Source organism: Janibacter sp. UYMM211 (genome assembly GCF_040547045.1).
Classification (GTDB): Bacteria; Actinomycetota; Actinomycetes; order Actinomycetales; family Dermatophilaceae; genus Marihabitans; species Marihabitans melonis.
On sequence record NZ_JBEPOY010000001.1, the window covers coordinates 736,675 to 759,160 of the forward strand.

Here is a 22,486-nt window from a genome sequence, read left to right on the forward strand (position 1 = left end):
CCGACGGGGCGGGCGGGTCCCCCTTCGCGCTGTAAGACGGCTCACGAAGGGGTGAGCCGCCCACCGACCCGGTGCGAGGATGACCGCCGCACCCACCCCCGCCCGAGAGGTCATGCATGTCCACCAAGACGGTCGCCGGCAACTACTTCGAGGACTTCGCGGTCGGGCAGGAGATCGTCCACGCGACGCCGCGCACGGTGACCGAGGGCGACATCGCGATGTACACGGCGCTGTACGGGTCGCGCTTCGCCGCGACGAGCGCGTCGACCGTCGCCGCCTCGATGGGCCTGGAGCGGATGCCGGTCGACAGCCTGCTCGCCTTCCACCTCGTCTTCGGCAAGACCGTGCCCGACATCTCGCTCAACGCGGTCGCCAACCTCGGGTACGCGGGCGGGCGCTTCGGGGTGCCGCTCTACCCCGGCGACACGGTGAGCACGCGCAGCACGGTCATCGGCCTCAAGCAGAACAGCAACGGACGCACCGGTGTCGTCCACGTGCGCTCGGTGGGCACGAACCAGCACGGCGAGACCGTCCTCGACTACGTGCGCTGGGTGATGGTGCACAAGCGTGACGTCGACGCCCCGGCGCCGGAGACAGTCGTGCCGGAGCTGCCGGGTGCGGTCGCCCCGGAGGACCTGCACGTCCCCTTCGAGATCGCGGCGGGGGCCTACGACACCGTCCTCGCCGGGTCGCCCCACCTGTGGGACGACTACGAGGTCGGCGAGCGCATCGACCACGTCGACGCGATGACCATCGAGGAGAGCGAGCACATGCTCGCCACCCGGCTCTACCAGAACACCGCGAAGGTCCACTTCAACCAGCACGCGCAGTCGGGGACGACCATCGGCCGGCGGCTCGTCTACGGCGGGCACGTCATCAGCCACGCGCGGGCGCTGAGCTTCAACGGGCTCGCCAACGCGCAGATGGTCGCGGCGATCAACGCGGGGACGCACGCGAACCCGACCTTCGCGGGAGACACGATCTACGCGTGGTCGGAGGTGCTCGACGTCCTCGAGCTGCCCGGGCGCACCGACGTCGGCGCCCTGCGGCTGCGCACGGTCGCGACGAAGGACCTCCCGTGCGCCGACTTCCCCTACCGCGGCGAGGACGGCCGCTACCTCCCTCAGGTCGTCCTCGACCTCGACTACACCGTCCTCGTCCCCCGCCGCTGACCCCTTCGCCCCCCCCGTCGCCGACCCCGCTGCGACGGACTGGACCGGGCTGGCCGCCGCGCACCGGGAAACCCGCCACGGGCCGGGACAAATCTCGGTCCCCCGCCGGGTTTCCCGGTCCGGAGCGGTGTGCCCGGTCAGTCGGAGCGGACGAGCGCGGCGGAGATGAGCTGGGCGACCCGCAACGGGTGGTCCAGGTCCGACCAGACGAGGCGGACGACCTCGAGACCGAGCGAGCGAAGGGAGTCCTCGCGCCGCTTCTCGAGGACGAGTGCCTCTCGCCCCTGGGCGCCCTCGTACTTCACCAGGCCGTCGAACTCGACGACGACCTTGCCCGACACGAGGAAGTCGACCCGACCCACGAGCCGGCCGTCGGGACCGCGCACGTCGACCTGGCTCTCGAAGGGCACCCCCATGTCGGTGAGCAGGAGACGGGTCCGCGTCTCGCCGGGTGACTCGCTGGCCGGGTCGGCCAGGGCCAGCACCGAGCGCCCCCTCTCACGGCGAAGGGGGCCCGAGGCCCGGCGCTCGAACGCCTCGGCGACCTCTTCCCTCGTGCACACGGACGTGCGCAGGGCGTGGTCCAGCGGCACGAGTGCCGGGGCCACCCCGGCCTCGAGACCCACCTGCGCGACCGCCACGGCGACCGGCACGCAGCGCACGCCGCCGGCCCGGACCGGGCTCTCGCCGGCCCGCGACGGGTGGAGCCGCACCCCGTCGCGGTGACGGAGGCGGTCGACCTCCACGACGAGGTCGACCCTGCTCAGGTCGACCCCCCAGAGCGGCAGACCGTGCAGCGCAAGGGCGGCCTGGTGCGAGGCGCTCGACCTCGGTCGGCCGAGCATCACTGCTCGCGCCCGTAGCGCCAGACGCGCCTCGGGGGTCGCTGCCGACCAGATCTCGCCGGCGACGTAGGCGTCGCGCCGCACGCGGACGAGCTCTCCCCGTCGCACCAGCTCGGCGAGATCGGCCTCGCTCGTCTCGCACCGGCGCGCCTGCGTGGAGGTGCACACCCCTGCCTGCCCGATCATCAGCGCCTGGAGCCGTGTGTTCATCCCGCCATCGTGGCGAGGGACGCGACGACGACCGCGGCGTCATCCACAGGCCCGTGCCGGGCAACCCTGCGCGGACCTGGCCGTCGGGCACGCCCCGGGACATGTCCCGGTCCGGGGCGGGCATCCCGGTCCGGGGCGGACGTCCCGGTCCGCGACGGGTGACCCGGTCTGCGACACGAGACCTTACCGTGACATCACACCCGACAACCGACTCGTCGTGACCGGAGTCAGAAGGGCAGAGCCACCGCAGGGGCTGGCTCACCTCAGGGGAGGACCCACCATGACCCGCACCACCGCCCGCCGCGCCGCGCTCGCCGTCGCCACCGCCGCCCTCGTCGCACCCGTCGCCACCTCGGCCCAGGCCGCCGTCGACGCGGCGCCCACCGCCTCGCCCGGCTGGAGCGTCAGCGCCCACCTGCCGACCGGGTCACCGTCGTGGCGCGGCCAGGACCTCGTCCTGTCGAGCCCTGGCGGCACCTCGAAGACCGTCCTCGGCCGGGTCGGTCGGGGCGAGCGCGTCGTCGACGTCTCCGCCGACGGGCGCCGCGTGCTCACCGTGGACCGTCGCGGCGGCGACCCCCGGGTCGTCGCCCACGACACGACGGCGGGGACGCGCTCCACCTTCGCCGTCTCGAAGCTGGAGCAGGTCCGGTACCTCGACGCCGCCGGGTCGAAGGTCGTCGTCGTCCGCGGCTGGGAGGAGACCGACCGTGTCGTCGAGGTCCGCAGCCCCGGGGGCACCCTCGTGCGAACGCTGCACACCCCCCGCCGCGGCACCCTGGACGCGCCGAGCGTCATCAGCACCCCCGACGGCTCGAAGGTCGTGCTCAACCGCTCCGGCCGTCTGCGCAGCGTCGACGCGAGGACCGGCGCCACCATCAGCACGCTCTCCGGCCGCACGGGCTACACGGCGTGCGCCCCGACCCGCTGGTGGGGCACGGCCGGTCTCGTCGCGACGTGCTCGGTGACGAGCGGGTCGCTCCGGGGCACCGAGCAGGTGCTGCGCGTCCCCTTCGTCGGCACCTCCTCGCGGGTCACGACGACGACGGGTGGCATGGGCATCGGATGGATGGACGCCTGGGCTCACCCGAAGGGGACGGTCGCGCTGAGCATCAACGGCTGCGGCCCCGCCACCGCCCACCGCCTCACCGCGGGCGAGCCGGAGATCGCGCTCGGCGTCCCGAGCGACCACACCGAGGTCCAGACGGTCGTCGGCGACGGCCTGTACCACCTCGCCAGCGGCGCCAGCTGTGACGGCCCCGGCACCGTCCGCCTCGCCCGCCACGACCTGTCGACCGGCCGCAACACGACGGTCCTCGGTGGCGGCACCGTGAGCAGCGTCGCCGTGGTCGACCTCTACCAGTGACACGAGGCGAAGGGGGACCCGGCCGCGTGCGGTCGGGTCCCCCTTCGCCGTCGCCGGGTGCCCTGACGGCGGGTCGTGCCACGATGGGCCGGTGAGCGAAGAGCAGACCAAGCCCGAGAACCGCGCCCGCCCGACCACCGATGAGTTCCGCACCTTCGTCGCGCAGGGCTGGGCCCCGCGCTCGACGCAGCTGCCGGAGCTGACCGAGGCGGCCCGCCGCGCCGCCGTGCGCCGCGACGAGCTGTCGGCCGCCTTCCCCGGCGACCGCCTCGTCATCCCCGCCGGTGGTCTCAAGGTCCGCTCCAACGACAGCGACTACGTCTTCCGCCCGCACACCGCCTTCGCCTACCTCACCGGTCTCGGTGCGGACCGCGAGCCCGACGCGGTGCTCGTCATGGAGCCGACGGAGCAGGGCGGGCACGAGTCCGTCCTGTACTTCCGCCCGCTGGCCGGCCGCGACACCGAGGAGTTCTTCGGCGACTCTCGCTACGGCGAGTTCTGGGTAGGTGCCCGCCCGAGCATCGAGGACGTCGAGGCCGAGCTGGGCCTCACCGGTGCGCACGTCGACGGCTTCGCCGACGCGGTCGGCAAGGACGCGGGCGCCGTCACCGTGCGCGTCGTGCGCGACGCCGAGGCCAGCCTCACCGCGCGCGTCGACGAGCTGCGCACCCAGAACGGCGCGCAGCCCGAGGCCCTCACCGCTGCCGACGACGAGCTCGCCCACCGCGTCTCGACGATGCGCATGGTCAAGGACGACTGGGAGCTCGGGCAGATGCAGGACGCCGTCGACGCGACCCGCGTCGGCTTCGACGCCGTCATCGCCGAGCTGCCGACCGTCGCCGAGCGCGGCCGCGGCGAGCGCTGGGTCGAGGGCGTCTTCGGCCTCCACGCCCGCCACCAGGGCAATGGCGTCGGCTACGACTCGATCTGCGCCGCCGGCGACCACGCCAACACCCTGCACTGGATCAAGAACACCGGCGACATCGCCCCCGACGAGCTGCTCCTGCTCGACGCCGGGGTCGAGGTCGACAGCCTCTTCACCGCCGACGTCACCCGCACCCTGCCGATCAACGGCACCTTCACCGACGCGCAGCGCGAGGTCTACGACGCCGTGTGCGACGCGCAGCAGGCCGGCATCGACGCGATCCGCCCGGGCGCGAAGTTCTCCGACGTCCACGCCGCCGCCATCCGGGTCATCGCCGAGCGCCTCCACGGCTGGGGCCTGCTCCCCGAGGGCGTCTCCGTCGAGGACACCCTCGACACCGAGCACGGCCAGTACCACCGCCGCTGGATGGTGCACGGCACGAGCCACCACCTCGGTCTCGACGTCCACGACTGCGCGCTCGCCACCCGCGCCGAGTACATGGACGCCGAGCTCGCCCCCGGCATGGTCCTCACCGTCGAGCCCGGCCTGTACTTCAAGGCCGACGACCTGCTCGTCCCGGAGCGCTTCCGCGGCATCGGGGTGCGCATCGAGGACGACGTCGTCGTCACCCAGGACGGCTCGCGCAACCTCACCGGCGAGTGGCCGCACACCTCCGCCGAGGTCGAGGCGTGGATCGCCGAGGTGCAGGGGCGCTGACCGGCACAGCCGACAGGGCCCGGCTGCGCCGGGTCGTCCTCGTCGTCGCGGGGCTCAACCTCGCGTACTTCGTCGTCGAGGCCGCGGTCGCCCTCGCGGCGGGGTCGGTGGCGCTGCTCGCCGACAGCGTCGACTTCCTCGAGGACGCGTCGATCAACCTGCTCGTCGCGCTGGCGCTGGGCTGGCCGCTGGCCCGCCGAGCGGCAGCGGGCAAGGCGATGGCGGCGGTCATCCTCGTCCCCGCGCTGGTCGCGGGATGGCAGGCCGTGCAGCGCGTCGGCGACCCCGTCGCGCCGGACGCGGGCCCGGTCGTCCTCGCCTCCCTCGGCGCCGTGGTCGTCAACGGGGTGTCCGCGTGGCTCCTGCTCTCGTGGCGCAGCCACGGGGGCTCGCTGAGCCGGGCGGCCTTCCTGTCCGCGCGCAACGACGTCCTCGTCAACCTCGCGATCATCGCAATGGCAGCGCTCACCGTCGCGACCGGCTCCGGCGTGCCGGACCTCGTCCTCGGCTGCGCGATCATCGCACTGGCCCTGCACGCCGCCCACGAGGTGTGGGAGGCCAGCGAGGTCGAGCGTCTCGACGCGCGGGCGCTGGCCGGCGAGCCGATCGGCTAGCGGGTGAAGACCTCGAGCAGCAGCGCGTGCGTGATGTCCGGGTCGCCGAGACGCTCCGCTCCCCCGCCGAGCGAGCCCTCGACGATCTCGCGCGGGCTGGGGAAGCTCTCCGGCAGCGCCGCGTTGTAGAGCCGGTGCTCCTCGAGCGACTCGACGGCCCGCTCCGCGTACCCGGTGACGTCGACGTAGTGCGTCGCCTCGGGCGAGGCGGCGAAGGCGATCATCCGCACGTGCCAGGGCTCGAGCCCGTCGGCGGCCAGCTCCGGGTGGATCCACCGGTTGCCCGCGTCGGCGCAGGCGTCGATGACGGCCTGGCCCACGGCGCGGTGGTCGGCCTGGTTGAGCTGCCCGGGCCCGAAGACCTCGTGCCGGTTGAGGCTGACGACGAGATCGGGCCTGGTTCGACGGATCTGCTCGGCGACGAGCCGGCGAAGGGGGATGCCGTACTCGATCGTGCCGTCGGCGAGATCGGCGAACTCGACCCGGTCGACGCCGACGACCGCGGCGCTCGCCCGCTCCTCGTCGGCGCGCGCCGGAGCCGCGTCGACCGGGTCCATGCCCTCGATCCCGGCCTCGCCGCGGGTGAGCAGGTAGTACGAGACGCTCTTGCCGTCGTCGGTCCAGCGGGCGACCGCGGCGCTCGTGCCGTACTCGATGTCGTCGGGGTGGGCGACGACGCACAGGACCGTCTCGATCCCGTCCTCGTCCAGGGGCTGCAGCTCGGGCTCGCTCATGCCGCCAGCGTAGGGATCCCGCTCGTCCGGCGAGCCGCTATCGGGCGGGTGACTCGGCACCGGCGAGCAGCGGGCGCAGCCGGCGCAGCCCGCGCTCCAGATGGGGCGAGCCGAGCCCGATGACGAGCCCGTGCCGGGGCAGGTCGGCGCTGACGACGAGACCTCCCGGGTCCGCCCAGTAGTCACCCATGCCGGCGACGAGCACCCCGGCCCGGGCCGCGGCGTCGACGACGGCATGCTCGCGCTCGGCGTCGGCGCCGAGCAGCTCGACGACCCCGTGCAGACCGCCGTCCATAGGACGCAGGCGCGCCTCGGGCAGGTCCGACAGGGCAGCGACGGCGAGATCGCGTCGCGCCCGGTAGCGGCGGCGCATCCTCCCGGTGCGCCGCCGCAGGGCCCCTGCGTCGAGGTAGTGAGCGAGCGCGTCCTGGACCGTGGCGGGCACCGGCGAGCCGAGGTCGCCGCGCAGCGCGAGGGCGTCCGGGCGCAGCCCGTCGGGCACGAGGGCGTGACCGACCCCGATGCCGGGGGCGAGGACCTTCGCGAACGACCCGAGGGTGACGACCACCCCGTCGTCCTCGCCCCCTCGCCGGTCGAGAGCGGCCAGCGCCGGCACGGGTTCGCCCGTGAAGCGCAGCTCGCCGTCGTAGTCGTCCTCGACGACGACGGCCCCGTGCGCCCGCGCCCAGCCCACGAGCGCGAGCCGGCGGGCGACGGGCATCGCGCCGCCGAGGGGGTACTGGTGGCCGGGTGTCACGAGGACGACGTCGGCCCCCGGCTCGTCGTCGAGGAGCTCGACGGACAGCCCGTCGCCGTCGACGGGCACCGGTCGGACCTCGTGCCCGAGGGCGGCGACGACCCGCCGCAGCGCCGGGTACCCGGGGTCCTCGACGACGACGCGAAGGGGGCGCCCGGCCCTCCGCGAGAGGGTCGTGAGGACGAGCTGCAGGCCCTCGCGGACCCCGGCGGTGACGACGACCGCATCGGGGTCGACGGCCGTCCCCCGGGCGACCCGGACGTGCTCCGCGAGCGCGGCGCGCAGCGCGGGCGAGCCCTGCGGCGGGTGCTGGGTGCCCGCCCCGGCAGCGGCCTCGCGCCACGCCGCCCGCCACGTCGGGTCGACGATGCCGCTGACGTCCGGCTGCCCCGGGCGCAGGTCGGCCACGGACGCGCCGACCCGACGCCCAGATCTGGCCGATGAGGTCGAGGTCGGCCGGGTCGCCCGGCCGGGTACCGGGTGGTCGGCGAGCCCGGGGTCGACCCGGGTCGCCCCCTGGTCGGCGACGAGCCAGCCCTCGCCGTGCAGCTGGTCGAAGGCGGCGACGACCGTGCCCCGCGAGACCCCGACCCGCTCGGCGAGCGTGCGGGTCGAGGGCAGCACGTCCCCGCCGCGCAGCGCACCCGACTCGATGGCACGTCGGACCCCGTCGGCGATCTGGACGACGAGCGAGGTGCCGGCACCGCGGTCGACGACGAGCGGCAGGTCGACGTCGTGGGGATGTCTCACGCCCCCACGCTACTCGAAGTGGTCCATCTCAGATCCGTCGTTCTGGATCTTCTCGCTGGACCACTTCGCGACGCACGCTGTCCGCATGAGCACGCAGACCCCCCTTCGCCCGACCGACCCGACCACCCCGAGCGCCGACGGGCCCCGCGCCGGCACCGACCTCGTCAAGCGCGGTCTGGCCGAGATGCTCAAGGGCGGCGTCATCATGGACGTCGTCACCGCCGAGCAGGCGCGCATCGCCGAGGACGCCGGCGCCGTGGCCGTCATGGCCCTCGAGCGCGTCCCCGCCGACATCCGGGCGCAGGGCGGCGTCGCGCGCATGTCCGACCCCGACCTCATCTCCGAGATCGTCGACTCGGTCTCGATCCCCGTCATGGCCAAGGCCCGGATCGGCCACAGCGTCGAGGCGCAGGTCCTGCAGCACCTCGGGGTCGACTACGTCGACGAGTCCGAGGTCCTCTCCCCGGCCGACTACACGCACCACATCGACAAGCACGCCTTCGAGGTCCCCTTCGTCTGCGGCGCGACGAATCTCGGCGAGGCGCTGCGTCGCATCGCCGAGGGCGCCGCGATGATCCGCTCGAAGGGGGAGGCCGGCACCGGCGACGTCTCCGAGGCCGTGCGGCACATCCGCACCATCCGCTCCGAGATCGCCCAGCTGCAGGCGCTCCACGCGAGCGCGCCAGAGGAGCTCTACACCCGCGCCAAGGAGCTCGCCGCGCCGATCCAGCTCGTCACCGAGGTGGCCCGCACCGGCCGGCTGCCCGTCGTGATGTTCACCGCCGGCGGCATCGCGACGCCGGCCGACGCGGCGATGCTGCGCCAGATGGGCGCCGAGGGCGTCTTCGTCGGCAGCGGGATCTTCCTGTCCGGCAACCCCGCCGCCCGCGCCGAGGCGATCGTGCGGGCGACGACCTTCTACGACGACGTCGAGGCGATCACGGCCGCGTCGCGCGGGCTCGGCGAGGCGATGGTCGGCATCAGCGTCGCCGACATCCCGGCGCCGCACCGCCTCGCCGACCGCGGCTGGTGAGCGCGGCCCGGGTCGGCGTCCTCGCCCTGCAGGGCGGGGTCGCCGAGCACGAGCGGATGCTCGCCGGTCTCGGCGCGACGCCGGTCCCGGTCCGCTCCCCCGCGCACGTCGTCGGGCTCGACGCCCTCGTGATCCCCGGCGGAGAGTCCTCGGTGCTCGACCGTCTCGTCGACGTGGCCGGCCTGCGCGAACCGCTGCTCGAGGCGGTCGGCGGCGGGCTGCCCACCCTCGGCACGTGCGCCGGGCTCGTCCTGCTCGCCGCGCGTGTCGAGAACCCCGCCCCCGGTCAGCGCAGCCTCGGCGTCCTCGACGTCACCGTGCGCCGCAACGCCTTCGGGCGCCAGGTCGACTCCGTCGAGACGTGGGCGAGCTGGCGGGTGCCGGGCGGCCCCGACCGCATCCGGGCCGCCGCGATCCGCGCCCCCGAGGTGCTCGACGTCGGTCCGGGTGTCGAGGTCGTCTCGACGATGGCCGTCGACGGCGTCGACCGCGTCGTCGGCGTGCGATGCGGCGCGGTCCTCGCGATCTCGCTGCACCCCGAGCTCACCGGCGACACCGCCGCCCACGAGGCCCTGCTCGCGCAGATCCGCTCGGACGCCCCAGCCCCCGCCCTCACCCGCTGACCCGCCCCCTCCCCCTTCGCCGAGGTATGGAGATCGGTCGCCGGAGGCTCGCTCTGACGACGGATTGCCATACCTCAGCGAAGGGGGGTCAGAGCTGGGCGAAGGGGGGTCAGAGCTGGGCGAAGGGGGGTCAGGGCTGGGTGGTCGTCCGGCGCAGGAGGGCGACGACCTCGCCCGAGACGTCGGCCTCGAGCGCGCCGTTGCTCACGACCCCGCCGGGGCCGCACGCGCCGGTCGTGACGTCGAGGACGACCGGGGCTCCCCGCTCGTAGCGCGCCTCGACCTGCCAGCGGTCGGCGGTGTCGTCGACGCACAGCAGGTCGCCCGACGCCGCGCGGGTGGGCAGCGCCCTGAGCGCCGCGAGCAGGCGTGGGCGGTCGGCCCGCAGGACCGCGAAGGTCCCGCTGCTCCGGCCCGGTACGTCGGTGTCGACGCGGCACACCCACAGGGCGACCGGGTCCGCCGGCACGAGCTCGGAGTCGACCCCGGCACGACCCACCGCCTCGGTGGCGCCGCACACCGGCCGCTCGCCCTGCGTCGGCACGACCCAGCCCCCGTCGGCGACCGCCTTCGCGACTTGCCGACCCACCGCCCCGTCGGTCGTGAAGTCGCCGTTCGAGCCGAGCACGCACGCGTTGGCCTCGTCGGTCGCCGAGACCCACACCGTGCCGGTCGGGTACTCCAGCCCCACGAGCTGATGGGTGAGCGGCCCGCCGACCTCCCCGCACCCGTCGAAGCTGCCGCTCTCCGGCGCCCCGGACAGGTCGGTCGCCACCTGCGCCAGGCCGCCGGTGAGCTCGAGCTCGTCGGAGAGCGGACGCGGGGGCGGGGCCGGCTCGGCGTTCGTCCCGGCCGCGTAGAGGCAGACGAGCGCGCGCCTCGGCGTCTGTGCCGGTGCGAGGGCATCACCCGGGTCGAAGCCGTCCGGCGCGTCGTACGTCGGGACGACAGGGCGGTCCTCGGTCCCGTCGTAACGGGCGGGGCAGCTCAGCAGAGCGGGCGGCGGGGGTGTCGCCACGGGCGAGCCGTCACCGGCACGAGCCGACGCGGCGGTCGTACCGGCGAGCCCGGCGGCGAGCAGGCCGCCCACGACGAGGGCGATGGTCGGACGAGGAGATGCCATGACGGCTCCTGACGGCGGGGGTGGTCCCCCTTCGACGCCGTCGGCGCAGCTCTGGTTCCCCCGGGGAGGATCAGGCGCGCGGGTGGTCGCGCGTCTCGCGCGCCGCGCGGGCCGCCGCGGCGCGGTCGGCCTCCTCGCGCATGATGCGGGCCTTCTCGACGGCGGCACGCATCGGGTCGTGCTCGGCGAGCAGCTCGCGCGCCTGCTGCACGTGGCGGTGCTCGACGAGGACCTCGTACCGGGTCGCGACGACCTGGCTCACCGAGGTGAAGTCGCGCTGCCCGCCGGTCGCCTTGTAGCCCAGCCAGCCCCACACGAGCCCGAAGAAGGCACCGATGATCATCGTCGAGAGCATCCGCACGAGGAACTGCTCGCCGCCCTCGAAGACGGCGAAGACGAGCCCGACGAAGACACCGATCCACACGCCCGAGAGCGCCCCGCCGAGCAGCACGCGCCCGGTCGTGAGGCGTCCGGTGACGCGCTCGATCTGCTTGAGGTCGGTCCCGACGATCATGACGTCCTGCACGGGGAACTCACGGTCGGCGAGGAAGTCGACCGCCTGCTGCGCCTCGGGGTACGCGTCGTACGTGCCGAGCGACTGGGGGAACTCCAGGTGCAGGATCTGCTGACGGGCCGCGGTCAGCGGGGTCTGGCTCATGGTGCGATTGTCTCACCGTCCGCTGGACGAGGGCTGTGAGGGCCGCGCCCCGGTCACCCGACCCGGGCACGGCCCGTCGCGGGGTCAGCGCAGGGTGACGAAGGGGGCGAGGAAGGCCCGGGCGGGGGCGGTGTCGAGGCGGTAGACGACGTTCGTCGCCTTGCACGGCACGTCGCCGGTGATCGTCGTCCCGGCGAGGACCTGCCGCCCGTCGACGGTGACGAAGTTCGGGCCGCCGCTGTCGCCGTAGCAGGCGCCGCCGTACCCCTTCGACTCGTTGATCGACAGGCGCACCCAGCTCTTCGTCAGGGCGTTGAAGCCCTCGCTGGCCTTGAGCCGCACGCCGCCACCGGGGTGCGTGTGACCGCCGGGCCCGTTCTGCGCCTCGGCGGTGCCGTAGCCGACGACCGTCCACGGCGCGCGCGCCAGGGTCGTCCCGCCGACCCGGTCGAGCTGGCCCGCGCTCGGCAGCGTCGCCGGCGTGAAGTCCCAGACGTCCGCCGGGGTGACGTCGCGCCCGGCGAAGTCGACGACGGCGATGTCGGCGGTGTCGCTCGCCGGGCCGGGGTAGCGCGCGTCCTGGTGCGGGTCGCCCTCGACGACCCAGCCGTTGGCGAGGAAGAGATCGGCCTGCGCGCTCGGCGACAGGTCGGCGTGCTCGTCGAGCAGGCTCTGCACGTCCTCCTCGAGCGAGACGAAGGTCCGGGTGCCAGCCGGGGAGCCGTCGGTGCAGTGCGCCGCCGTGAGGAAGGTGTCGTCGTCGACCATCGTCCCGCTGCACCGCCAGTCGAAGCGGTCGGGCACGCCGTCGCCGGTCGTGTCCCACAGCGCGAGGTAGGCGCCGACCTCGGTGCGCTCCGGGGCGGGCTGGGCGTTGTAGGTGTTGATGGCCGCGGCTGGCGAGGCGGCGAGCAGGGTCACCGCACCGGCGGCGGCGACGATGGTGGAGCGCTTCATGGGTGTCCTCTCGAGGGGCGGGCCGAGCGACCCGGCTGGCAGGAGGGTAGACCCCCCGCTCACCCCTTCGCGGGGTAGTCCTTGAGGATCGAGCGGCCGATGATCATCTTCTGGATCTCGGCGGTGCCCTCGCCGATGAGGAGCATCGGGGCCTCGCGGTACAGGCGCTCGATCTCGTACTCCTTGGAGTAGCCGTACCCGCCGTGGATGCGGAAGGACTGGCCCACGACGTCGGCGCAGTACTCCGCGGCCATGTACTTCGCGATCCCGGCCTCGAGGTCGTTGCGCTCGCCCTTGTCCTTCAGCCGCGCCGCCTTGACCATGAGCTGGTGGGCGGCCTCGACCTTGGCGGCCATGTCGGCGATGCGGAAGAGGATCGCCTGGTGGTCGACGATCTTCTTGCCGAAGGTCTCGCGCTGCTGCGCGTACGCCACCCCCAGCTCGAAGGCCCGCATCGCCAGCCCGCACGCCCGCGCCGCGACGTTGACCCGGCCCACCTCGACCCCGTCCATCATCTGGTAGAAGCCGCGACCGGGCTCCCCGCCGAGGATCTGCGCGGTGCTCGTGCGGTGCCCGTCGAGGACGAGCTCGGTGGTGTCGACGCCCTTGTAACCCATCTTCTCGATCTTGCCCGGCACCGTCACGCCCTGCGCGGTCTCGCCGAAGCCCTCGGTCTTGTCGACGAGGAAGGTCGTCATGTTCTTGTGCGCGCTGTCCGCGCCCAGGTCGGTCTTGACGAGCACCGCGACGAGGTTGGCGCTGCCGCCGTTGGTCAGCCACATCTTCTGACCCGTGATCGTCCAGTCGTCGGACTCCCCGTCCCGCACGGCCTTGGTCTTGATCCCCGCCACGTCCGAGCCCAGCCCCGGCTCGCTCATCGAGAAGGCCCCCCGGATCTCCCCGGTGGCCATCTTCGGCAGGTAGTGCTCCTTCTGCTCGGTCGTGCCGTGCTTGAGGATCATGTACGCCACGATGAAGTGGGTGTTGATGATCCCCGACACCGGCATCCAGCCCCGCGAGATCTCCTCCACGCACAGCGCGTACGTCAGCAGCGACTCACCCAGCCCGCCGTACTCCTCGGGGATCATCAGACCGAAGATCCCCATCTCCTTCATCTGGTCCACGATCCCCTGCGGGTACTCGTCCGCGTGCTCCAGCTGCTGAGCCACCGGGATGATCTGCTCGTCGACGAACTCACGCACCAGACCCAGCAGGTCGTGCTGCTCCTCGCTCAGGCCGTCGGTCGTCTGCAGTCGGGACATGATCGATGAGCCGCCTTCGCGTCTGGGGGGCACGCCGGGGCGCGCGAGAACTCCTCGATCCTGCCTCAGCGCACCGTCGCGGGGACAGGCCCGCCGGGCGTGGGATGGGACACGCTGCGAGCCGCCCGCAGCCGGTAATTCGGTTGTCGGGCGAAGGGGTGCAGCGCTTCCCTGGACGGCATGGCTCACCAACCCTTCCACCTCCCCGCGCGGGAGGGACTCGCCCCGGCGGGCGCCTTCGCCGTCGACTCGGCGCCCGACGCCCCGCCCGAGGGCGAGCGCTGGACCTCGTGGGACCGCGCCAGCCACGGCCCCGGTCCGCTGCCCGAGTGGGTCGTCACCGACCTCGGCGCCGTCGACGCCGATCTCGGCGTGCTCAAGACCGGCAAGGAGGCCGACGTCCACCTCGTGCGGCGCTGGGTGCCCGGCACCGGTCGCGCGTGCCTCATGGCGGCCAAGCGCTACCGCAGCGCCGACCACCGCCTCTTCCACCGCGACTCCGGCTACCTCGAGGGCCGCCGGGTGCGCAAGAGCCGCGAGATGCGGGCGATGGCCCGCCGCACCGCCTTCGGCAAGGAGATGATCGCCGGCCAGTGGGCGATGGCGGAGTTCGCCACGCTCTCTCGGCTGTGGGCCGAGGGCCTGCCGGTCCCCTACCCCGTCCAGCTCGACGAGACCGAGATGCTCATGGAGCTCGTCGGCAGCGACGGCGCCGTGGCACCCCGCCTCGTCCAGCTGCGCCCCGGCCCCGACGAGCTCGCCGACCTCTTCGAGCAGCTGCGGGGCTTCATGCTCGACCTCGTCGAGCTCGGCTGGACCCACGGCGACCTCTCGCCGTACAACGTCCTCGTCCGCGACGGCGACCTCGTCGTCATCGACTGGCCTCAGGTCGTCGACGTCGTCGGCAACCCGCGCGGCATGGACTTCCTCGACCGGGACCTGCGCACGATGTGCACGTGGTTCGTGCGCCGCGGTCTCGAGGTCGACGTCGAGGAGCTCGTCGGCGAGGTGTGCGCGGCAGCCTTCGGGTGAGATCCGTCAGCGCACGACGACGGTGCTGCCCACGGGCATGAGGTCCTGCGACCAGATGAGGTCCATCGCCGGGTCGCTCACCCGCGCGCACCCGTGCGACGCGGGCCAGCCGGGCACGGAGGCGGCGCCGTGGACGGCGATGCCGCCGTTGAAGTACCGCGGGCGGTAGAGCGTGCCGAGCTTCGCGACCTCCGACCCGTCGTAGACCCGCCCGACCGCGAAGGTCCCCGGCGGCGTCACCGCCACGGCGAGACCGTCGTAGGAGCTCTCGTAGGTCTCGCCCGAGCCGGTGCTCGTGCTGATCGCCCAGCGCACGCTGCCGTCGCGCACGACGTAGAGCAGCTGGCGCTCGAGGTCGATCTCGACGCGGTCCGGCGCGCCCGCCCCGACCGTCGGCCGGGTCCCGTCGGCCACGGCGCGCAGCGTGCGCGGCCCGGCGACGCCGTCGCGGTCCAGGCCCGCCTGCTTCTGCAGCGCGAGGACCGCCTGCTCGGTGAGACCGCCGTACGTGCCGTCGGCCGTGCCGCCCCAGTAGCCGAGCCGTGTGAGCGAGCGCTGCAGCGAGCGGACCCGTGGTCCGGAGTCACCCGGGCGAAGGGAGGTGTCCCGCGGCGTCGCCGACGGCGAGGGCGTCGAGGTGCTCGACGACGAGCTGCTGGACGGCGCGCTGCTCGAGGAGCCCGTGCTGCTGGGCGACGTGCTGCTTGACGAGGTGCCGCTCGTCGACGTGCTGCCGGACGACGGGCTGGTGGACGACGCGCTCGGCGCGGTCGTCGACCGCCCGGTGGAGGTCTGGCTCGCGGGCCCGCCCGCGTCGCTCGTGCCGCCCCCGGCGCAGGCCCCCAGCCCGAGCACGAGACCGGCGACGAGCGCTGCCGACCCGGTCGCGCGACGGCGCTCCCCCTTCGCCCTGCCGACCATCACCTGTCCTGACCGCCCGAGGGCGAGAAGCTGGTGTGGCGGCGCCCCCTGCGCGCCGCCACACCCCTAGGACGCGGCGACCCCGACGACGGTTGCCCTCGGGCGCCCTTCGTGACCTGCTCGTGACCTGCGGGCAGACCACGGGCCGCGCACCCGGTGAGGTGCGCGGCCCGTGGTGGCGGACGAGAGGGGTCAGTAGACCCAGACGCGGCTGCCGATCGGGGCGAGGTCCGCCGACCAGATGTAGTCGATCGCCTTGTTGTCCAGGCGGGCGCAGCCGTGGCTGGCCGGGTAGCCGGGGATCGAGGGCGAGCCGTGGATCGCGATGCCGCCGTTGAAGTACCGCGGGCGCCACAGGTTGCCCAGGGGCGCGCGACGCATGCCGTCGATGGCCCGCTGGAAGGCGAATCGCCCGCTCGGGGTCGTCGCGTAGAGGTAGCGCCCCGAGGCCGAGGACCAGTAGCGCTCGCCGTTGCCGGTCGAGGTGTTGAAGACCCACTTCACCTTGCCGGCGCGCACGAAGAGGATGACCTGGCGGCCCTTGTTGATCTCCATGATGTTGCCGCTCTTCGTCCGCGAGACGGGGCGGTAGATCGTGTCGACGGCCTTCCACGTGTTCGGGCCGCAGACCCCGTCGCGGGAGAGCCCGCGCATCTTCTGCAGCGCCATGACGGCCTGCTGGGTGCTGCTGTCGTAGACGCCGTTGGCGCCCTTGCACCAGTAGCCGTTGGCCCGCAGCTTGGTCTGCAGGGACTTCACCTGCCAGCCGCGCGAGCCGAGCTTGAGGGTCGGGCGCGAGGCAGCACCGGCCACCGAGGGCGCGGCGAGCGCGGTCGCGCCGACGGCGACGGTGGCCGCCCCGAGACGCAAGACGGTGCGGCGGTCGGACCGGGCGGTCTCGACCGGCGCGATCTCGAGCGGTGCGATGTCGACGCGGGTGGTGCCGACGGCGTGACGAGGCTGATAACGAGACATGTGTACGTGCTCCCCTGGACTGATCGGTGCCGGCACCCGATGTGGTGCCCCCTGCTTCGACGACGCACCGGCCCGTCCGGTTGTCTCGAGCCGCTGACAATCTACTGCGACCTGTCAACACCCCGCGAGCACTCGTCCCCAGGCGCGCCGGGACGGCCGCGACGTACGTGGCCTCAGCCGCGGGCGGAGATCACCTCGTGGGTCGCGAGGACCCGCTGCGCGACGTCGACGTGCAGCTGCTCGACCATCTTGCCGCCGTAGGTGACGACGCCGCTGCCGGCGCCCTCCTCCCAGGCCGCGAGGACCCCCTTCGCGTCCTCGACGGCCTCGGCCGACGGGGCGAAGACCTCGTTGCACACCTCGACCTGGCCGGGGTGGATGAGGGTCTTGCCGTCGAAGCCGAGGTCGCGGCCCTGCTCGCACTCCGCGCGGAAGCCCTCGGCGTCGCGCACGTCGTTGTACACGCCGTCGAGGATCGCGACGCCCGCCTCGCGGGCCGCGAGCAGCGACCACGACAGGGCGGTGAGCAGCGGGGCACGGCCCGGCACGTGGTCGGCCTGCAGCTCCTTGACGAGGTCGTTGCTGCCGATGACGAGGGCGGCGAGGCGGTCCGAGGCACGGGCGATCTCGCGCACGTCGAGCACCGCGGTCGGCGTCTCGACCATCGCCCACAGCCGCGTGCTCTCCGGCGCCCCGGCGGCCTCGAGGGCGGCGACGAGCCGGCGGACCTCGTCGGCGCTGCTCACCTTCGGCACGACGACACCGGCCGGACCTGCCTGGGCGACCGCGGCCATGTCGTCGTCGTGCCACTGCGTCCCGATCGCGTTGACGCGGATCGTCAGCTCGCGCTCGCCGTACTCGCCCGAGGCGACGGCGGCGCACGCCGCGTCGCGGGCGGCGGGCTTGTCGGCCGGTGCGACGGCGTCCTCGAGGTCGAGGATGAGGGCGTCGACGGGCAAGGTCTTGGCCTTCTCGAGGGCCCGGGCGTTGCTGCTCGGCATGTAGAGCACCGAGCGGCGGGGGGTGTAGGCGAGCTCGCTCATCGCTCAGGCCTCCTGCGTCGCGTAGAGCTCGGCGAGCTCGGGGTCGCCGGCCGAGAGGCGGTCGGCGAGCTCGAGGATGACGAGGCACTGCTTGAGGCTCGCGTCGTCCTCCATCTTGCCGTCGAGCATCACCGCGCCCGTGCCGTCGCCCATCGCCTCCTTGACGCGGCGCGCGTGCGCGACGTCCTCGGCGGAGGGGCTGAAGACGCGCTTGGCGATGTCGACCTGGACCGGGTGCAGCGACCACGCGCCGACGCAGCCGAGGAGGAAGGCGTTGCGGAACTGGTCCTCGCACGCGACGACGTCCTTGATGTCGCCGAAGGGGCCGTAGTACGGGAAGATCCCGTGCATCGCGCACGCGTCGACCATCCGGGCGATCGTGTAGTGCCACAGGTCCTGCTGGTGGACCGAGCGCGGCGCGGTCACGGGGTCGACCCCCTCGCCGAGGTCGCGGGAGGGGTCCTCGCGCACGAGGTAGCCGGGGTGGCCGCCGCCGACGCGCGTCGTCTTCATCCGCCGGTCCGCGGCGAGGTCGGCCGGGCCGAGGCTGATGCCCTGCATGCGCGGGCTCGCCCCGCAGATCTCCTCGACGTTGGCCATGCCGCGCGCGGTCTCGAGGATCGCGTGGACGAGGATCGGGCGGGTCAGACCGGCCTTGGCCTCGAGCTGGGCGAGCAGGCGGTCGACGTAGTGGATGTCCTCGGCGCCCTGGACCTTCGGGACCATGACGACGTCGAGCTTCGCGCCGATCTGCGTCACGAGGGTCGTGAGGTCGTCGAGCGCCCACGGGCTGTCGAGGCTGTTGATCCGCGTCCACAGCTGGGTGTGCTCGCCCAGGTCGGTCGCGCGGGCGATGTCGACCAGGCCCTGGCGGGCGGCCTCCTTCGACTCCGCCTTGACCGCGTCCTCGAGGTTGCCGAGCAGGACGTCGACGGTGCCGACCATGCCGGGGACCTTCGCCGCCATCTTCGGGTTGCTCGGGTCGAAGAAGTGGATCATCCGGCTGGGTCGGGCGGGGACCTCGCGGACCGGGGCGGGCGCCCCGACGGCGAGCGGGGCGAAGAAGTCCTTGGCGCTGCGCATGACGGGGTGCAGGTCCTTTCCGAAGGGGGCAGGGCGAGTCGGTCGCGAACGTACCAGCGGGCGCCCCGGCCCGGTTATGACGCACGACACCCGCCCTCCTGCGAGGATCGGGCCCATGGTCAACCTCAGCGCGGTGACGAGCGAGGCGCTCTCGAAGTCGGACCTGCTGTGGCTGCGCACCCCCGAGCGCGAGCGCGCGACGTGGTTCGCCGTGATCGGCGCGGGCACCGACCTGCCCGAGGGCTCGGTGCTCCTCGTGAGCGGCGGGGGCGAGCCCGACCTCGGGGCGCTGCCCGACCCGGTCGAGCTCGTCCTGCGCTCGAGGGGGGACGGCCGCCGCCTGCTCGTCCTGCAGGCCCGGGCGCTCGCCCTCGACCCGGCCGACGAGCGCTGGCAGCCCGCCGCCGAGACCGCCCTTGCCGCCCGGCTCAACGCCTCCGACGGCACCCTCGAGCGCTGGCGCGAGGGCGCGACGCTGTGGCTGCTCTCCCCCTTCGGCCAGCCCCTCGACTCCCCGGCGGCCGCGCCCTCGACCGAGCTCGTCGCGGCCCCCGTGCGTCCGAGCGCCGCCGCCCCTCAGGTCCGTCGACCCTGGCACCTCGGGGGTCGGCGCACCCGTCGTCGCTGAGGCTCGACGGCGGCTAAGCCGCACGACGGGTCGGCCACTACTGTGGTCGGCGTGAGTGCCTCGTCCCGCTTCTTCGTCGCCCGGCTGGCGAGCCTCAACGTCTTCGACCCGCTCGGCGACCAGGTGGGCCGGGTGCGCGACGTCGTCGTCACCTTCAGCTCCGGTCGCCGCCCGCGCGTCATCGGCCTCGTCGTCGAGGTCCCCGGTGCCCGCCGCGTCTTCGTCCCGATGACCCGGGTCACCTCCGTCGAGGGCGGGCAGGTCATCACGACCGGGCTGGTCAACATGCGCCGCTTCGAGCAGCGCGCCAACGAGACCCTCGTGCTCGCCGAGCTCCTCGAGCGCACCGTGAGCGTGCGCACCGACGACGGCCCGGTCGAGGCGACGGTCGAGGACATCGGCGTCGAGCAGGCGAGCAACCGCGACTGGATGGTCACCCGCGTCTTCGTGCGCGCCGGCCGACGCAGCACGCGGGGGCTGCTCACCCGACGCCGCGGCGAGACCTTCACCGTCCCCTTCGAGGACGTCACCGGGCTGCACACGAGCGACGCCGACCAGTCGGCCGCGAAGTTCCTCGAGCAGTTCGAGGACTCCAAGCCCGCCGACCTCGCCGAGGTCGTCACCGACCTCACCCCGAAGCGGCGCGCCGAGGTCGTCGCCGCCCTCGACGACGAGCGCCTCGCCGACGTGCTCCAGGAGCTCGACGAGGAGGAGCAGTCCGAGATCATCGGCACCCTCAAGCAGTCGCGTGCCGCCGACGTCCTCGAGGCGATGGACCCCGACGACGCCGCCGACCTGCTCTCCGCCCTCGCGCCCGAGCGCGCCGAGGGGCTGCTGCAGCTCATGCGGCCCGACGACGCCGCCCCCCTGCGCCGGCTGCTCACCTACGAGGAGAACACCGCGGGCGGTCTCATGACGACCGAGCCGGTCGTCCTCGGCCCCGACGACTCCGTCGCCGAGGCGCTGGCCGTCGTGCGCCGCGAGGAGATCGCCGCCGGCCTGGCCGCGACCGCCTACGTCTGCCGCCCGCCGCACGAGACGCCGACCGGCAAGTACCTCGGCATGCTCCACATCCAGCGCCTGCTGCGCGAGCCCCCGCACGCCTCGGTCGGGTCCTTCCTCGACACCGGGGTCGACCCGCTGCGCGCCGACGCGCCGCTCGGCCAGGTGACGCGCACCCTCGCGACGTACAACCTCATCTCGGTGCCCGTCGTCGACGACCAGCAGCGTCTCATCGGCGTCATCACCGTCGACGACGTGCTCGACCACATCCTCCCCGAGGACTGGCGCGACGAGCGGCACGAGGTGACCGATGGCTGAGCGCGACGGCAAGCCCCGTCAGCGGCGTCCCGACGCCCGCTCCGACGTGCGCGTCGACCAGCCGCGCGAGCTGAGCCGGCGCACCCTGCGGCGCCCCTCGAACCTCAGCACCGAGTCCTTCGGCGTGCTCTCGGAGAAGTTCGCCCGCTTCATGGGCACCCCGACCTTCCTGCTGTGGATGTCGGTCTTCGTCGTCGCCTGGCTCGCGTGGAACACCTTCGTGCCCGAGGCGGCGCAGTTCGACCCGCGCTCGCTCAACTACACGCTGCTCACGCTCATCCTCTCGCTGCAGGCCAGCTACGCCGCGCCGCTCATCCTCCTCGCGCAGAACAGGCAGGACGACCGCGACCGCGTCGCGCTCGAGCAGGACCGCGTGCAGGCCGAGCGGGCGCTCGCCGACACCGAGTACCTCACCCGTGAGGTCGCCGCCCTGCGGATCGCGCTGCGCGACGCCGCGACGCGAGACTTCGTACGCAGCGAGCTGCGCTCGCTGCTCGAGGAGATGGAGGAGAAGGGTCTCGAGGTGCGCCTGCGCGAGCAGTCGGAGGGCCCCGCCTCGAAGGGGTGAGCTCGCTCCCCCTTCGCCCCGGACGCCGGAGGCGATGACGGCGGTGTCGCCGACGGCGCCTAGCATGGAGCAATGCCCTCGACCCACCCCACGATCACCGACGAGATGCTCCGCGAGGCGTTGAGCACCGTCATCGACCCCGAGATCCGCAAGCCGGTCACCGAGCTCGGCATGATCGAGTCCGCCGAGGTCGACGCCTCCGGGCACGTCGCCGTGACGATCCTGCTCACCGTCTCCGGGTGCCCGATGAAGGACACCCTGACGACCGACACCGAGCGCGCCGTGCGCGGTGTCGAGGGCGTCACCGACGTCACCGTCACGCTCGGCGTCATGTCCGACGAGCAGCGCGCCGAGCTGCGCCAGATGCTGCGCGGCGGCACGGCCGAGCGCGAGATCCCCTTCGCCAAGGCCGGCTCGCTCACCCGCGTGTACGCCATCGCCTCGGGCAAGGGCGGCGTCGGCAAGTCCTCGATCACCGCCAACCTCGCGGCCTCGCTCGCGCAGCAGGGCCTCAAGGTCGGGGTCGTCGACGCCGACATCTACGGCTTCTCGATCCCGCGCATGCTCGGCGTGACCCACCAGCCGACGCAGGTCGACGACATGATCCTGCCGCCCGTCGCGCACGACGTGAAGGTCATCTCGATCGGCATGTTCGTCCCCGGCAACCAGCCCGTCGTATGGCGCGGCCCGATGCTCCACCGCGCGCTGCAGCAGTTCCTCGCCGACGTCTTCTGGGGCGACCTCGACGTCCTGCTCCTCGACCTGCCGCCCGGCACCGGCGACATCGCGATCTCCATCGCCCAGCTCATCCCGAGCAGCGAGATCCTCGTCGTCACCACCCCGCAGCAGGCGGCCGCCGAGGTCGCCGAGCGGGCCGGCTCGATCGCGATGCAGACCCACCAGCGCATCGTCGGCGTCGTCGAGAACATGTCGTGGCTCGAGCTGCCCGACGGCTCCCGCCAGGAGATCTTCGGCTCCGGTGGCGGCCAGTCCGTCGCCGACAGCCTCACCCGCACCGTCGGCGCCCCCGTGCCGCTGCTCGGGCAGATCCCCCTCGACGTCACCCTGCGCGAGGGCTCCGACGGCGGCACCCCCGTCGTCCTCGGCCACCCGGAGAGCGCGGCCGCGGTCGCGATCCGTGGCGTGGCGAAGGGGCTGGCCTCCCGCTCCCGCGGCCTCGCCGGCCGCTCGCTCGGGCTGAGCCCCACCGGGCGCTGACCCGCGCAGGGT

At 73.5% G+C, this 22,486-nt stretch carries 22 protein-coding genes; 11 read left to right on the forward strand and 11 right to left on the reverse strand.

Annotation, left to right across the window (positions count from 1 at the left end):
• Positions 1-116 precede the first annotated feature (116 nt).
• Entirely contained in the window at positions 117-1,172 is a 1,056-nt protein-coding gene (locus ABIB53_RS03285) for a MaoC family dehydratase (RefSeq protein WP_354587112.1), read from the forward strand.
• A 137-nt stretch (positions 1,173-1,309) separates the two neighbouring features.
• Here the strand turns inward: ABIB53_RS03285 and ABIB53_RS03290 are convergent, their stop codons facing one another.
• Positions 1,310-2,227: a hypothetical protein gene (locus ABIB53_RS03290; protein ID WP_354587113.1), complete on the reverse strand. Its 918-nt coding sequence runs from the start codon at positions 2,225-2,227 to the stop codon at positions 1,310-1,312.
• 280 nt (positions 2,228-2,507) lie between these two features.
• Between ABIB53_RS03290 and ABIB53_RS03295 the strand changes: the two genes are divergently transcribed.
• The 3 genes from ABIB53_RS03295 to ABIB53_RS03305 all read left to right on the forward strand — a co-directional run bounded on the left by ABIB53_RS03295 (position 2,508) and on the right by ABIB53_RS03305 (position 5,789).
• Positions 2,508-3,593, forward strand: a complete 1,086-nt coding sequence (locus tag ABIB53_RS03295; RefSeq protein WP_354587114.1) for a hypothetical protein — start codon at positions 2,508-2,510, stop codon at positions 3,591-3,593.
• Positions 3,594-3,684: 91 nt separating this feature from the next.
• Positions 3,685-5,175 (forward strand): aminopeptidase P family protein, encoded by a 1,491-nt coding sequence (locus ABIB53_RS03300; RefSeq protein WP_123092152.1) that lies wholly within the window; start codon positions 3,685-3,687, stop codon positions 5,173-5,175.
• Positions 5,148-5,789, forward strand: a complete 642-nt coding sequence (locus ABIB53_RS03305) for a cation diffusion facilitator family transporter (protein ID WP_229299361.1) — start codon at positions 5,148-5,150, stop codon at positions 5,787-5,789. The genes ABIB53_RS03300 and ABIB53_RS03305 overlap by 28 nt, the downstream gene beginning before the upstream one ends.
• On the opposite strand, the gene ABIB53_RS03310 is transcribed toward ABIB53_RS03305, so the two are convergent.
• Positions 5,786-6,523 (reverse strand): PIG-L deacetylase family protein, encoded by a 738-nt coding sequence (locus ABIB53_RS03310; RefSeq protein WP_354587115.1) that lies wholly within the window; start codon positions 6,521-6,523, stop codon positions 5,786-5,788. The genes ABIB53_RS03305 and ABIB53_RS03310 overlap by 4 nt on opposite strands.
• A gap of 37 nt (positions 6,524-6,560) precedes the next feature.
• Complete coding sequence (pdxR, locus tag ABIB53_RS03315; RefSeq protein WP_354587116.1) at positions 6,561-8,030, reverse strand: MocR-like pyridoxine biosynthesis transcription factor PdxR; 1,470 nt, start codon at positions 8,028-8,030, stop codon at positions 6,561-6,563.
• Positions 8,031-8,115: 85 nt separating this feature from the next.
• Between pdxR and pdxS the strand changes: the two genes are divergently transcribed.
• Complete coding sequence (gene pdxS, locus ABIB53_RS03320) at positions 8,116-9,063, forward strand: pyridoxal 5'-phosphate synthase lyase subunit PdxS (RefSeq protein ID WP_354587117.1); 948 nt, start codon at positions 8,116-8,118, stop codon at positions 9,061-9,063.
• A complete protein-coding gene (gene pdxT / locus ABIB53_RS03325; RefSeq protein ID WP_354587118.1) occupies positions 9,060-9,686 on the forward strand; it encodes a pyridoxal 5'-phosphate synthase glutaminase subunit PdxT in 627 nt (208 codons plus the stop codon). Before pdxS ends, pdxT begins: the two co-directional genes overlap by 4 nt.
• A 130-nt stretch (positions 9,687-9,816) precedes the next feature.
• Here the strand turns inward: pdxT and ABIB53_RS03330 are convergent, their stop codons facing one another.
• From ABIB53_RS03330 to ABIB53_RS03345, 4 genes are all read right to left on the reverse strand, one after another.
• Positions 9,817-10,809 carry a hypothetical protein gene (locus ABIB53_RS03330; RefSeq protein WP_354587119.1) on the reverse strand — a complete coding sequence of 331 codons (993 nt, stop codon included), beginning with the start codon at positions 10,807-10,809 and terminating at the stop codon, positions 9,817-9,819.
• 70 nt (positions 10,810-10,879) lie between these two features.
• Positions 10,880-11,467: a general stress protein gene (locus tag ABIB53_RS03335; protein WP_068277412.1), complete on the reverse strand. Its 588-nt coding sequence runs from the start codon at positions 11,465-11,467 to the stop codon at positions 10,880-10,882.
• Between the two features lie 84 nt (positions 11,468-11,551).
• Positions 11,552-12,424: a trypsin-like serine protease gene (locus tag ABIB53_RS03340; RefSeq protein ID WP_354587120.1), complete on the reverse strand. Its 873-nt coding sequence runs from the start codon at positions 12,422-12,424 to the stop codon at positions 11,552-11,554.
• A gap of 59 nt (positions 12,425-12,483) precedes the next feature.
• Complete coding sequence (locus ABIB53_RS03345; RefSeq protein WP_068277408.1) at positions 12,484-13,686, reverse strand: acyl-CoA dehydrogenase family protein; 1,203 nt, start codon at positions 13,684-13,686, stop codon at positions 12,484-12,486.
• Between the two features lie 180 nt (positions 13,687-13,866).
• Here ABIB53_RS03345 and ABIB53_RS03350 point away from each other — a divergent pair, with 180 nt between their 5' ends.
• Positions 13,867-14,718 carry a serine protein kinase RIO gene (locus ABIB53_RS03350; protein WP_068277406.1) on the forward strand — a complete coding sequence of 284 codons (852 nt, stop codon included), beginning with the start codon at positions 13,867-13,869 and terminating at the stop codon, positions 14,716-14,718.
• 6 nt (positions 14,719-14,724) lie between these two features.
• Here ABIB53_RS03350 and ABIB53_RS03355 read toward each other — a convergent pair whose 3' ends face one another.
• The 4 genes from ABIB53_RS03355 to ABIB53_RS03370 all read right to left on the reverse strand — a co-directional run bounded on the left by ABIB53_RS03355 (position 14,725) and on the right by ABIB53_RS03370 (position 18,740).
• Positions 14,725-15,639 (reverse strand): L,D-transpeptidase family protein, encoded by a 915-nt coding sequence (locus tag ABIB53_RS03355; RefSeq protein WP_354587122.1) that lies wholly within the window; start codon positions 15,637-15,639, stop codon positions 14,725-14,727.
• Between the two features lie 192 nt (positions 15,640-15,831).
• Positions 15,832-16,614, reverse strand: coding sequence for a L,D-transpeptidase family protein (locus ABIB53_RS03360; RefSeq protein ID WP_354587124.1), 783 nt, complete (start codon positions 16,612-16,614; stop codon positions 15,832-15,834).
• 173 nt (positions 16,615-16,787) lie between these two features.
• Positions 16,788-17,657 (reverse strand): HpcH/HpaI aldolase/citrate lyase family protein, encoded by an 870-nt coding sequence (locus ABIB53_RS03365; protein ID WP_354587125.1) that lies wholly within the window; start codon positions 17,655-17,657, stop codon positions 16,788-16,790.
• A 3-nt stretch (positions 17,658-17,660) separates the two neighbouring features.
• On the reverse strand, positions 17,661-18,740 hold the full coding sequence (locus ABIB53_RS03370) for an HpcH/HpaI aldolase/citrate lyase family protein (protein ID WP_354587126.1): 1,080 nt from the start codon (positions 18,738-18,740) through the stop codon (positions 17,661-17,663).
• A 115-nt stretch (positions 18,741-18,855) separates the two neighbouring features.
• On the opposite strand from ABIB53_RS03370, the gene ABIB53_RS03375 reads away from it, so the two are divergent.
• From ABIB53_RS03375 to ABIB53_RS03390, 4 genes are all read left to right on the forward strand, one after another.
• Positions 18,856-19,368: a hypothetical protein gene (locus ABIB53_RS03375; protein ID WP_354587127.1), complete on the forward strand. Its 513-nt coding sequence runs from the start codon at positions 18,856-18,858 to the stop codon at positions 19,366-19,368.
• Between the two features lie 51 nt (positions 19,369-19,419).
• Entirely contained in the window at positions 19,420-20,688 is a 1,269-nt protein-coding gene (locus ABIB53_RS03380; protein ID WP_123092367.1) for a magnesium transporter MgtE N-terminal domain-containing protein, read from the forward strand.
• Positions 20,681-21,256: a DUF1003 domain-containing protein gene (locus tag ABIB53_RS03385; RefSeq protein WP_354587128.1), complete on the forward strand. Its 576-nt coding sequence runs from the start codon at positions 20,681-20,683 to the stop codon at positions 21,254-21,256. The genes ABIB53_RS03380 and ABIB53_RS03385 overlap by 8 nt, the downstream gene beginning before the upstream one ends.
• 72 nt (positions 21,257-21,328) lie before the next feature.
• On the forward strand, positions 21,329-22,474 hold the full coding sequence (locus ABIB53_RS03390) for an Mrp/NBP35 family ATP-binding protein (protein ID WP_354587129.1): 1,146 nt from the start codon (positions 21,329-21,331) through the stop codon (positions 22,472-22,474).
• Positions 22,475-22,486 lie beyond the last annotated feature (12 nt).

Bases quoted from the DNA above. Each gene is read 5' to 3' on its own strand.
- ABIB53_RS03330 (WP_354587119.1), bottom strand. From the start codon at position 10,809: ATGGCATCTCCTCGTCCGACCATCGCCCTCGTCGTGGGCGGCCTGCTC.
- ABIB53_RS03285 (WP_354587112.1), top strand. From the start codon at position 117: ATGTCCACCAAGACGGTCGCCGGCAACTACTTCGAGGACTTCGCGGTC.
- ABIB53_RS03310 (WP_354587115.1), bottom strand. From the start codon at position 6,523: ATGAGCGAGCCCGAGCTGCAGCCCCTGGACGAGGACGGGATCGAGACG.
- ABIB53_RS03290 (WP_354587113.1), bottom strand. From the start codon at position 2,227: ATGAACACACGGCTCCAGGCGCTGATGATCGGGCAGGCAGGGGTGTGC.
- ABIB53_RS03350 (WP_068277406.1), top strand. From the start codon at position 13,867: ATGGCTCACCAACCCTTCCACCTCCCCGCGCGGGAGGGACTCGCCCCG.
- ABIB53_RS03345 (WP_068277408.1), bottom strand. From the start codon at position 13,686: ATGTCCCGACTGCAGACGACCGACGGCCTGAGCGAGGAGCAGCACGAC.
- ABIB53_RS03360 (WP_354587124.1), bottom strand. From the start codon at position 16,614: ATGTCTCGTTATCAGCCTCGTCACGCCGTCGGCACCACCCGCGTCGAC.
- pdxS (WP_354587117.1), top strand. From the start codon at position 8,116: ATGAGCACGCAGACCCCCCTTCGCCCGACCGACCCGACCACCCCGAGC.
- ABIB53_RS03385 (WP_354587128.1), top strand. From the start codon at position 20,681: ATGGCTGAGCGCGACGGCAAGCCCCGTCAGCGGCGTCCCGACGCCCGC.
- ABIB53_RS03340 (WP_354587120.1), bottom strand. From the start codon at position 12,424: ATGAAGCGCTCCACCATCGTCGCCGCCGCCGGTGCGGTGACCCTGCTC.
- ABIB53_RS03365 (WP_354587125.1), bottom strand. From the start codon at position 17,657: ATGAGCGAGCTCGCCTACACCCCCCGCCGCTCGGTGCTCTACATGCCG.
- ABIB53_RS03390 (WP_354587129.1), top strand. From the start codon at position 21,329: ATGCCCTCGACCCACCCCACGATCACCGACGAGATGCTCCGCGAGGCG.
- ABIB53_RS03370 (WP_354587126.1), bottom strand. From the start codon at position 18,740: ATGCGCAGCGCCAAGGACTTCTTCGCCCCGCTCGCCGTCGGGGCGCCC.
- ABIB53_RS03335 (WP_068277412.1), bottom strand. From the start codon at position 11,467: ATGAGCCAGACCCCGCTGACCGCGGCCCGTCAGCAGATCCTGCACCTG.
- ABIB53_RS03295 (WP_354587114.1), top strand. From the start codon at position 2,508: ATGACCCGCACCACCGCCCGCCGCGCCGCGCTCGCCGTCGCCACCGCC.
- ABIB53_RS03355 (WP_354587122.1), bottom strand. From the start codon at position 15,639: ATGGTCGGCAGGGCGAAGGGGGAGCGCCGTCGCGCGACCGGGTCGGCA.
- ABIB53_RS03375 (WP_354587127.1), top strand. From the start codon at position 18,856: ATGGTCAACCTCAGCGCGGTGACGAGCGAGGCGCTCTCGAAGTCGGAC.